Here is a 12,700-nt window from a genome sequence, read left to right on the forward strand (position 1 = left end):
TTTTAGCCCTCTTTTAGTTAACTTGGATTAACTTTTCAATTTTCTTTTTAAATGGTTGCACAACATTTTGACCAATACGTTCAATTTCATGCTCACTAATCTGAGAAGTAATAAGAAAATAATTTGCCCCTATTTCCCAAAAATCAGTTAACGTCGAGATGACTTCCTCATAGCTACCAACTATAGAAATTGAATTAGATGGGTTAACTAAACTTAGACCTCCCCAAAGATGATCATCTATCCACATACTATCTTTTGTAATTAAATCTTTGTATCGGCGAAGTCCAACAGAATCTGCATTATCTAAAAATAGCTTAGTCATCCTCTTTAAGGCTGCTGGTGTTCTCTCAAGTAATTCATATGCCTCTTCATATGCTTCTTCTGAAGTCTCACGAGCAATGATGTCTACTAAAATAGCACCTGGAATTTTCTCGCGCCCATATTGCTTAGCGTAATTATTAACTGTTTGATAGTGTTCTCTAAGACTTTTGCGATCTGTTGCATAAAGTATATAAGCATCACCATACTCTGCAGCTACTCTCATTGCCTCCTCGGAGGACCCCGCTACAAAGTAGCGGGCACTTCGAGAGAGATCTTCCTTTGGATAAATATCAGTATTTTCTACTTGATAAAATTCACCTTTATAGCTAGTTACTCCTCGTCTTAATTGTTGTAACAGCTCAATATATTCTTTTGTCCTAGCATATCGAACATGGTGCGGTTCTGGTAATCCATCACGCGCAAGGACAAGCGAGGCACTTCCAGTTACAATGTTAATATCTGCACGATTACCAATTAAACTATTTAAAGTATTCAATGCTTTTGCTGTTACGGTAGGAAGCATCTGGTTTGTATTTTGCGCAACCAAAATCTTTACAAACTCCGTATTCATTCCAATCATAGACGCTGCTATCATTGGATCAACAGATGTTGGTGCAATGGAAACCAATACCGAGTCAAAGTTATTCTTCTCAGCTCTTTTAGCTTGATTAACATATTCCTCTAGAAGTTCTTTTGTTTGTGGTGTTGGAATAACAGGTAATCCCCAGCAAAACTCAACTTTTGACGGAACTACTTCTTTATTAATCATGTTGTTCCCCTCCCTTTACTACTTTCTACTTTTTAAAGCAGATAATGTATTTTTCATAACCGATTTCGCTTTCAATAACTCTTTTTTATTTGTTAAATTGTTATTTACTTCTTGATTACTTAAATATTTAGCAAGAGATTTAATTGACGTATGCTCATAAAGAACAACTATAGGTAAGTCTCGTTTAAAGGCCTCTTTTAATTTCACATTAATACGAACAAGATCTAAAGAACTCATTCCTAGATCGAAGAAATTATCGTAAATTCCTATTTCTTCGATTCCAAACATATCTTTTAATAATTCATATAATTGTTGTTCAATTTCATTAGTTGGTGGTCTATACGTTGTGGAAACATCTGAACGATTCTGCTTTAATCTATTCTTACTTCCTTTTTCCAATAGTTCATTATAATAGTTGGCACCATTTAAAAGTTTCCAATGTAAATCTATTGGAGAAACCACGACTTGTTGTTGATTTCTATTGATGATACTACGGAATACTTTTAAACCCTCTTCTACAGTTACACCATCATGTAATACACTTTCCATATCCATATTAAATTGCTTTGCCCATATTTCAGCCGACTTAAGTGACATACCCACCTCTTGCCAATCTGGCCAATTAATAGCTACAGTGAACACTCCATCATGAGCCCGCTTATAAAACGCAAATGCATCTAAAAATTCATTCGCTGCATTATAACCACTCTGACCAAATTTCATATGATACGCCACATTACCAATTGATGAACATAATACGAAGAAATCAATTGGTTCATCTTTTAATAAAGCATCGAGTACTAGTGTACCTTTAATTTTCGGAGCTAAAATTTTATTATTAGATTCTTTTTCACGATTCATCATAATACCTAGATAATCAGCGACACCTGCTGCATGAATTACGCCATTAATAGAACCAAAACGAGATTTAGCCTTATCAATTGCCTGTTTCATATCATCTTGATTGGAAACATCAGAACTAAGGATCATGTATTCTGCACCTTGAGACTCCATTGTCAACAAATCAGAAATAACTCGGCTTACACGCTCGTCTTTATTTTCTAAGTACTGTTCCCATTGATTACGAGGTGGGAACTCTGAGCGGCCAATCAATATAAGTTTGACATTTGGTACTCTATTAGCTAAATCTTTTGCAATTTCAAATCCAAGTCCACCAAGTCCACCAGTAATTAAATAAACGCCACCCTCTCGTAATCTATCAATTTCTACATCTTCTTCCTCAAAAGGACTTTGAATAATCGTTTGCGCCCATCGATGACGTCCTCGATAAGCTACAACTATATCAGTAGAATCCACAAAACTCTCCATTAAACCCGCTTCTTCAAACATTTGTTGAGAATCTGTATCCATATCAATGGTACGACATTTTATATTTTGAAACTCAAGATTGCATATTTTTGAAAAGCCTAGAATTGTAGCTTGCTCTGGCTTTAAGTTCAGCTCTGTACCTGTAACTTCAAACATACGGTCAGTAAAAATGTTTAACTGTAATGCTCCCTCATAATTAATTTTCCCAATTGCTTGTGCAATATAAAGTAACGAATAATATCCTTCATCCATTGATCGTTCAATTCTCTCTTGATCGAGAATAACCTCATTAACTGGATTAAAGCTCCAAGCATGTATAATCTTATTTGGTAATAAATCTTTTTGTTCTAATTCTGAAAATAGCATTTCATAATGCATTTTTTGAGATGGACATATCGTATATAAACCGTCGGATTTTTCAGAGAAAATACCACCTGTTTTAACTTCAATTACATCATGACCTTCTCTTTTTAATTTTTCTATCAGTCGATTGAATCGATTTAGATGATCATTGAAAATAAGCCATTTATATTTTTGTTCTTTCTTTATTTGTATAGATTTTAATGTTTTGCGTTCCCAAGAAGGCAAATAAAACCAGTCTTTAATATTAGCCTGTTTATTATGGCCTCTTGTTTCCTGAGTTAAACTCTGAGATTGAGTATTAAAAAATGGATCAGCTTTAAATCGTTTTTTCATGAAAGGATACGTTGGTAAATCTAATAACCTTTTATTCTCACTGTTATTAAAAGTATTCCAATTTATAGTTCCACCTTGCATCCATAACCGTCCCATTTGCTTGCATAAATGCTCGAAGTCATTTGATTTATCCAGAGGATGACGTAACATGTTTAAAGCCAATTGATCTTTACTTCTATTTAAATGTTTTAATACAAAAGTTGATAATGCATTACCTGGTCCAATCTCAAGGCAAATTACATTTTTCAAATGAAAAATTTCAGATAATCCCTTTGAAAATTGAACAGTACTTCGTAGATGCTGTGCCCAATAAGAAGGTGATGTGGCTTGATTTGCTGTAATCATTTCACCTGTAACATTAGATATATAAGGTATTTTAGGACTTGATAATTTTATATTTCCTACAGCTTGCTCAAATGCATCTAGAACTTCATCCATCATTCGAGAATGGAAAGCATGCGAAGTAAATAGATGCGTTGTCTTTACTCCATGATTTAAAAGTAATTCCTCAATCTTATTGATTGAAAGTACAGTACCAGAAATTACTGAATGTTGAGAGGAATTTACAGCTGCTATATCTACATCATCTGTTATATAGGTTTTTAATTCTTCAACAGATAAATTTACACTTAGCATAGCGCCTTCTGGTACGCTATTCATTAACTTCCCTCTAATCATTACTAAATGTAATGCATCTTCATAAGACATTACTTCTGCTAAACAAGCTGCTACAAACTCACCAATACTATGGCCAAACATGACCCTTGGATAAACTCCCCAATTCATTAGAAGCTTGGCTAATGCATATTCAATAGTGAATAGTAGAGGTTGCGTCATTGAAGTTCTATTTAACTGTTCAGTTGCTTTATCCTCTGTCTCCTTTGTAGGATACAAAATATTTTTCATGTCTATTTCTAACCAATTTGAGAGTAAGGCTAAACCTTGATCAACGTGTTCACGAAATACAGGTTCATTTTCATATAAATCTCTACCCATATTGATATACTGTGATCCTTGACCTGAAAAAAGAAAGGCTAAAGGTCTACTCTCCATTGCGTTTGTTTTCTCTAGTCCCGTATCACCAAGTTTTTCTATGGCATCCTCTATTCCATTAGCAACTACAGCAGTTCTGTATGGAAATTCACGACGACCTTTTTGTAATGTATAAGCTGTATCAGATAGTGATATCTCTGGATTCTCCTTCAAATGCAATAATAGATCGTTAGTAGCTTTATCTAAGGATTCCTCTGTTTTTGCTGAAACAGTTAATAAGTTCCAAGATTGTTTTTCAAAATTCTTAGCATTGTCAGGAACAGACTCTAACACTATATGTGCATTAGTTCCACCCATCCCAAACGAACTAACACCCGCTCTTCTTACTTCTTCTTTCCATGGGATAAGTTCCGTATTTACACGAAACGGATTTTTTCCAAAATCAATGCTAGGGTTTGGGTTATTATAATGAAGGCTCGGCGGAATTTTCTTGTTTTTCAAAGCTAAGACCGTCTTTATAAATCCTCCAACTCCTGCTGCAGCATCTAAATGTCCAATGTTCGTCTTCACTGATCCAATTAAAACTCTACCTGGTTCTTGCTTACCAAAAGCTAACTTCAATGCTTCTACTTCTATAGGATCACCTAGTTGCGTACCAGTACCATGAGTTTCTATATATGAGATTTCTTCAGGCTTAACGCCAGCTATTTCATGAGCCGATTTTATAACAGCAGCTTGTCCATCAACCCCTGGCGCTGTAAATCCAGCCTTATTGGATCCATCATTGTTTACTGCAGCTCCCTTAATAACTCCATGTATTAAATTCCCATCTCGAAGAGCGTCCTCTAACCTTTTCAGTACTACAATACCAGCACCATTTCCACCCACTGTTCCTTGAGCATCCTTATCAAAAGCTCGACAATGACCATCTGGTGAGAAAATCATACCATCTTCATATAAATATCCTGTTTTTGTTGGATAAGTTATACTTACTCCCCCGGCCAAGGCTATGTCGCATCGTCCATCGATAAGATCTGCCCATGCGTTTTGAATAGCAACTAAGGAGGTAGAACAAGCTGTTTGTACTGTAATCGCTGGTCCTTTTAGATTTAATTTATAAGCCAATCGAGTAGCAAAGAAATCTTTTTCGTTTAACAACATTGCTTGGAAATCTTCTAATGTATTAGAAGATTCACTAGCAATAGAACGAAGCCAGTGGAAATTTGGTGATCCTCCAACATAAACTCCTGTATCCATATGAGAAGAATTAACCTCACCTGCTTGTTCTAGTGCTTCCCATGCGCATTCATGAAGTATTCGCAGTTGTGGATCCATCATTTCAGCTTCTTTTAGACTGTAATCAAAAAATTCATTATCAAATGCATCTACATCTTCTAAATACCCTTTAGATTTTATATAATTAGGTTTTTGAATCACTTCTTTTGGTATGCCCATCTCACTAAGTTCTTCATCTGTAAATGTACGAATGGATTCTATCCCTTGTTCTAAATTTGACCAGAATTGCTTAAGATTAGAAGCGCCTGGCATACGAACCGCCATACCAACCACTGCTACATCATTTTTATTCATAGATAAAAGATTTTCTTTCTTAACTTCTTCAGGTTGGTGTTCCATAGCATTATCACTTCTAAAGTAGGAAGCTTGATCATGAACCGTTGGGTATCGGAATAACATAGGCATTGTAAGTTCTTTTTCAAACTTGCTTCGTAAACGAGAGAACAATCGAACCATTTTTAAGGAGTTCCCTCCAACATCAAAGAAATTATCATACAACCCTACTTTTTCTACCCCCAAAACTTCCTTCCAAACATCAGCTACCGTTGTTTCAAGCTCATCTAGTAAATCATTTGGTTGTACTAACTTAGTAGGCTTAGGCAAAGCACGACGATTAACTTTTCCATTCGTAGTTAATGGCATTTCACTTAAAAGTACAAAATACATAGGTATCATATACGAAGGTATTTTGTCAGTAAGATAATAACGTAATTCATTTTGAGATATATCTTGATCAGTTAGTATATAAGCACACAGTTCTTGTTCCTCTCCAAAAGCAATAGATAAAACTACCGCTTCCTTCACATCCGCATGCTGTTGTAAATGATGTTCTATTTCTCCTGTTTCAATTCGATAACCACGTATCTTCACTTGATGATCACTACGACCTATATACTCCATTTCGCCATTTTCAAGAATACGGACTAAATCTCCTGATCTATATAATCTTTCACTTGGATTATAAGGATTCTGTATAAAACGTTCACTGTTTAGTTCAGGACGATTTAGATATCCCCGCGCAACTCCATACCCTCCAACATAAAGTTCCCCTTGCATTCCCTTAGGTGTAGGATTCATTTGTTTGTCAAATACATAGCACGAATACGTAGGAAGAGGCACGCCTATAGCACTAAGATTACTGTGCATTTCTTTTTCTCCAATTTCCTTATAAGTAACATGTACTGTTGTCTCAGTTATTCCATACATATTTACTATGACCGTATTAGGTGAACGCTTAAACCAACTTTGCAGTAAACCTGGCTTCAGCATTTCCCCTCCAAATGTAATTAACCTAATTTTAAAAGCAAGTTTAGGCATCTCTTCAACTACTTGTTGAAAAACATAGAATGCAGATGGAGTTTGATTCAATACCGTTACTCCCTCATCTGCAATCAACTGAGCAAGTTTATACGTATCACGGATTGTTTCTTTTGTTGCCAGGACAAGACGTCCACCATAAGTAAGTGATCCAAATATCTCCCAAACTGACATATCAAAACAGAAAGAATGAAATAGTAACCACACATCATTACTAGAGAATTTAAAACTATTTGGTTGATGCATGACAAGTTGTATTACATTACTATGTTCAATCATAACCCCTTTAGGACGTCCTGTTGTTCCAGAAGTATAAATGACATATGCTAAATTATTTGGGGCAACATCTACTCTCTCGAAATCTTGCATCGGTGTCTTATTAAGTTCTTCAATAAAAAGTATTGTGCTATCAAATTTAACTTTATCCTCAAATAAATTTGAGGTTATTATTACATTTGAACCACTATCTTGAAGAATAAAATCAATGCGTTCCTGCGGATAATCAGGATCAATTGGAACATAAGCCCCACCTGCTTTTAAAATACCAAGTAGAGAGATAATCATATTAAATGAGTAATCCAACATTACAGCTACTGGCGAATCTAAAGTTACACCTTCTTTTAGAAGAGCAAATGCCACTTTATCCGCACGCTCATTCAATTCTCCATAAGTCATCTCACTATTCTCAAATGTAAGTGCCACTCTCTCAGGATGCTTTTCAGCTTGCATCTCAATTAATTGATGAAGTGTTGTGTGTGGGAATGTAGCACTTTGATTTTGACCACCTTGAAGCAAAAACTTTTCTTCTGCCTCATCTAACATCTTAAGAGTTTGTATTGGTTGTCCTTCATCTAAAAGCATTGAATCTAATAGTTGTATAAAATGGTTAGTTATACTGGTAATAATGGATTCATCAAATAGATCTTCAGGCCACATCATTGCAAGTTTAATAGAATCGAAACACTCTATTGAGACGGTTAAATCATAGTTGGTCATTTCATTTACTTCATAACCTGAAATTCTTACACTTTCATCAATTTCTTTCAGCTGTTCTATATCAAGAGGATAATTCTCAACTACCATAATAGTGTCAAATGACACGTTTAAATCAACAATTGGAGTCGTTTCATATTCAGTTCTTCTTTGGACATCACTTTGAATTCTTTGTAAAAGATCTGAAACAGTCATTCTCCCATCAGCACTTACACGAAGTGGTGGTGTATTTATAAATAAACCTACCATTTCACTCAGACCGTGCATTGGAATTGAACGCCCGGATACTGTTGTACCGAATATTACGTCCTCTGAATTTTTGTACCTTTGTAATAATAGACCCCAGGCTGTATAGAATAATGTAGCCAATGTTACACCTTGATTACTTGCAAAACTTCGAAATCTATCACTTTGCTCTTTATCTATCTCTTTTACATATGTTTTTGCTTTTTTTAGTTGATTAGAATTTTTATTGGATAAATTTATTTGTTCAGTTAATTCATTTAAATATTGTTCCCAAAAAAGCTTTTGTTTTGATTTATCTTGTTTTTGTTGCCATAGTATATATTCTTTAAATTTCTTTTTATTTATAGATGATGGTACATCTCCCTTTATTAACTCTCGATATACCTTAATAAACTCTTGTAAAATAATACTATTACTCCAACCATCAAACAAAATATGATGATGACGTAAAACCATTTCATATTCGCCTTCGTTCAAATGGCACAGTTCGATAGAAAAGGGAACTGTTTGTAAATCAAAGCTTTCTGTATCATTAGATACTTTGCCATCACTATAAATAATGTTCGGAGTATGCTCTTTTAGTATAAGTTGTACAGGTTGTTTAACTTTTTCCCATCGAAAAATTGTACGCAGCATTTCATTTTCCCGCGTTACATAATTCCACGCCTCTTCAAACTTTGGAATATTAATTTTTCCAGTTAAGCAAAGTCGAAGTTCTTCATGATATAGCTTTCCTTCGGGTTCTTTCAAGTAATGATAAAGAATACCTTCCTGCACTGGTGTAAGGGCGATTACATCTTCAATATCTTCTTTATGAATCTTTACTGCTTTCCTCATTAACAGAACCTCCTACAAGTGTGGTATGGTGTGAATATTTATCGGAACCTAATAAGGCAAGTGCTTTTCTATCTATCTTTCCGCTATCCGTTAATGGCATTTCATTTACACGTACAAAACGGTTAGGTATCATATAATCTGGTAAAAATAAGCGAAGATATTTTTTTAACCTTTCTAACTCAATATCATTTTCTGACTCATAGAAAGCTATTAACTTAACTACCATCTCTGATTCTTGTCTTACAATTACCGCACATTGTAAAACTCCTTCACAAGACATTAAACACGATTCTATTTCCCCTAACTCAATACGAAGCCCATTAACTTTAACTTGAAAATCAATTCTTCCATGAAACTCAATATTCCCATCCGATCTTATTAAAGCTAAGTCACCAGTTTTATATATACGGGTATCAAGGGAATATTGTACAAACTTTTCTGCCGTTAATTGCGGCCTATTTACATATCCACGTGCTAATCCTATACCTGAGATACATAATTCTCCTATATGGCCTTCCGGAAGTTTATTACCATATTTATCAACAACAAACATCTCAATATTCTTAATTGGTCGCCCTATTGGAACGCTCCCTTCTGTAATCTCATGTGTCGGACAATCATAAGCAGTCACATCAATGGTTGCTTCAGTAGGTCCGTACAGATTAGTAAGAAGTGTACCATTAGAGAAATTTAGCAACTTATTAAAACGGTTTACATGTTGAGACAGTAGTGCCTCACCACTAACAAATACTTGTTTCAACGATTTTATTCGGTTAGTTTCACCTGTCACATCAAGATAGTGTAAAAATGCACTTAACATAGATGGTACAAAATGCATAATTGTCACGTCATTACTTTCAGTTGTCTCAATAATAGCCTGTGGAAACTTCTCCATCCCCGGCGCAAGAATACATACTTTGGCTCCAACTATGGCCCACCAGAACATCTCCCATACGGATACATCAAATGTATAAGGGGTCTTTTGTAATATAGTATCCTTTGAACTAATTGGATAAGCCTCTTGCATCCACTCAATTCGATTTATTAAGGCCGAATGCTCAATCATAACACCCTTAGGTTTCCCGGTTGAACCGGAAGTGTATATTACGTACACAAGATCAGAGGGTTTGTTAATACACTCTAGATTTTCACTCTTTCCTTCATAGGAAATCGAATCTAAAGCCAACATATCAGCCTTCAAACTATCTTGAAAACGATGTAGGATTTGCTTTTGCGTAAGTATTAATTTAGCACCGCTATCTTCTATAATGAATTGTAATCGTGATGATGGATGATTCGGGGAAAGCGGAAGATATGCTCCGCCCGCTTTCAATATCCCGAAAATTCCGACAACCATTTCGATAGATCGCTCTACCATAATACCTACAACTGTATCTGGACCAACTCCACCTTCACGTAAAAGACGAGCTAATTGGTTACTTTTTTCATTTAATTCCTTATAGGTTAATGTTTCTTTTTTAAAGATAACAGCAACCTCATCTGGCGTACGGACTACTTGTTCTTCAAACAGCTTTTGTATACATGTACTCATCCGGGTTGTATCACTCCTTTAGTTACAGGTATTTTTTCAATGGCACGTTTCGCTTTTTTAGCAAATCCCTTACCAAGTAATAGCTGATGAATCTGATTACTCCCCTCAACGATCTCCATTGTTTTGGAATCTCTAAAGCACCTTGATATTGAATAATTATCATTACAACCAAGTGCTCCCATAATCTGTACAGCATTCGTTGAATGCCTTGTACCTGAGCGCGATGCAAAATATTTTGCAATCATAATCTTTTCAGTAGCATCAGCTCGATGTTCATTTTTGGCCTTACAAGCTTCTAAACTAAGGAGTATAGAAGCTTCTAAATCTACTCCCATATCCGTAATCATATGTGAAATCATGCCATGATCAATTAGAGAGTTACCAAATGCACTTCTATGTAATACATGATTCCCACAGATTTCTAAACAAGTACGTAATACACCAAGAGCAGCAAAGGCAATTGAAATACGCCCAAATTCTAAAGCATACGGTGCAAGGTAAGTAAAAGCAAATCCTGGTCTACCAATGATATTTTCTAAAGGTATTTCTACATTATTGAATTCAATTTCTGCCAAATATGCAGCTTTAAATCCAAGCATGTCTCTTATATGAGTAACATTTACACCCGCACTATCTTTTGGTACTAAACAGGCAACTGGTTGTTCACCATTTAGTTTTCCAAATACCAAAAACACATCAGCAGCTGCACCAAAAGTGATCCACTTCTTCACTCCATTAAGTATTAATTTATCCCCGTGTTGATCGAAGTTCGTTTTAATCATATTTAAATCTGATCCTGCTCCAGGTTCAGTAAGGGCTAATGCAGCTATTTGATTACCAGATGCAAGTAATGGTAACCACTGATTTTTTTGATTTTCTGTTCCCCATTTTAAAATCGTTTCTGTTACCATCGTATGGACATTAAATAATCCCGAAAGAGAGACACTACCTCTTGCTATTGCTTCAGTAAATAACCCATACGTTACATAATCCCATTCTAATCCACCATACTCTGATGGAAGTGTTCCACCTAAATAACCATTTTTAGCACAAGTCTTTATTATGTCTGATGGAATGCCCTGTTCAATCTCCCAACTATTAGCGTAAGGTTCTATATTTTCATAAACAAAATCCAAAAAATTCTGATACATTTTATATTGAGATGGCTCTAAGTATTGTTTCATGTCCATTACCGAACCATTTGCTTATTTCTTATAAAATTACCAATAGAATTTACAGACTTATAGTTATCCATATCTAAGTCATCCATAGTTACCTTTATGGCAAATTCTTTTTCAAGAAAAGTCATCAATTGGATTGCAAATAAAGAATTAACTAATCCTTCTTCAAAAATCTCAGTATCATCATTAAATTCAATACCTACATGATCTTGAATATACATATGAATAATTTGTTCTAAATTTTTATCTTGCATTTTATACACCCCTATTTGTAATTTTTAATTTTAATAAGCGTAAAAACCTTTACCACTCTTTCTACCACATTCACCTGCATCCACCATCTTTTTAAGTAATGGACAACATCTAAACTTTGGATCTTGATATTCCTCATAAAGTACATTCAAAGAATGTAATACTGTATCTAACCCAATTAAATCTGCTGTTTCTAATGGACCCATTGTATGTCCAAAGCATTTTTTAAATATATCGTCTACCTGTTTAGGCGTTGCTACACCATCCATTACAACCCAAGCCGATTCATTCATGAATAAGTGGGAGATACGGTTAGAAACAAACCCAGTCTGATCATTAACCACAATTGCATCTTTATCTAATTGTTTGAGGAAAGATTGAGCTTTTTCGACCGTTTCATCTGAAGTTAAATACCCTCTAATAACTTCTATAGATGGTTTCATATATACCGGATTCATAAAATGCATTCCTATTATTTTATCTGGACGCTTTGTTACTCCTCCTACTTTTGTTATTGAGATACAAGACGTATTGACTCCAAAAATTGTATCCTTTTTACATATCTCATCTAATCTTCTATAGATCGGCTCTTTAATTTGCCAGTTTTCTGGAACATTTTCTACTATATAATCACATTCAGCCACTTCATCAAGATTAGTAGAGCTGCTTATTAACGAAAGTACTTCTTCCTTATGCATTCTAGGAAATGCTTTATTAATTAGAGGAGCAAAGCGAACTGTCTCTAATATTTTCTCTTCCGCTATTTCTAACTGCTCTTCTGTAACATCAATTAATACCGTTTCTAGACCATGCAGCACTAAATCTACTGCCATGCCGATCCCCATTGTTCCAGCACCTACAATACCAATTTTCTTGAACATTTATCCATCATCGCTCCCTTAATATATTTATAATTTA

Annotated in this window: 6 protein-coding genes; all 6 read right to left on the reverse strand. The window is 34.9% G+C overall.

The features are described 5' to 3' along the window. Positions 1–13: 13 nt before the first annotated feature. From NST27_RS27655 to NST27_RS27680, 6 genes are read right to left on the reverse strand one after another with little or no spacing between them, the layout of a single operon-like run. On the reverse strand, positions 14–1,090 hold the full coding sequence (locus NST27_RS27655) for an LLM class flavin-dependent oxidoreductase (protein WP_000608550.1): 1,077 nt from the start codon (positions 1,088–1,090) through the stop codon (positions 14–16). Between the two features lie 18 nt (positions 1,091–1,108). Then, the gene (locus NST27_RS27660; RefSeq protein ID WP_001224106.1) at positions 1,109–8,797 is read right to left on the reverse strand and encodes a hybrid non-ribosomal peptide synthetase/type I polyketide synthase; all 7,689 of its coding nucleotides are present in this window, start codon (positions 8,795–8,797) and stop codon (positions 1,109–1,111) included. Next, complete coding sequence (gene zmaJ, locus NST27_RS27665) at positions 8,772–10,349, reverse strand: zwittermicin A synthase ZmaJ (RefSeq protein ID WP_002099041.1); 1,578 nt, start codon at positions 10,347–10,349, stop codon at positions 8,772–8,774. Before zmaJ ends, NST27_RS27660 begins: the two co-directional genes overlap by 26 nt. Beyond that, complete coding sequence (locus NST27_RS27670; RefSeq protein ID WP_000367337.1) at positions 10,346–11,539, reverse strand: acyl-CoA dehydrogenase family protein; 1,194 nt, start codon at positions 11,537–11,539, stop codon at positions 10,346–10,348. Before NST27_RS27670 ends, zmaJ begins: the two co-directional genes overlap by 4 nt. Next, the gene (locus NST27_RS27675; RefSeq protein WP_001152970.1) at positions 11,539–11,784 is read right to left on the reverse strand and encodes an acyl carrier protein; all 246 of its coding nucleotides are present in this window, start codon (positions 11,782–11,784) and stop codon (positions 11,539–11,541) included. Before NST27_RS27675 ends, NST27_RS27670 begins: the two co-directional genes overlap by 1 nt. A gap of 30 nt (positions 11,785–11,814) precedes the next feature. Further along, positions 11,815–12,663: a 3-hydroxyacyl-CoA dehydrogenase family protein gene (locus NST27_RS27680; RefSeq protein ID WP_000473347.1), complete on the reverse strand. Its 849-nt coding sequence runs from the start codon at positions 12,661–12,663 to the stop codon at positions 11,815–11,817. Positions 12,664–12,700 lie beyond the last annotated feature (37 nt).

It is taken from the genome of Bacillus sp. FSL W8-0770, from assembly GCF_038008705.1.
GTDB lineage: Bacteria > Bacillota > Bacilli > Bacillales > Bacillaceae_G > Bacillus_A > Bacillus_A cereus.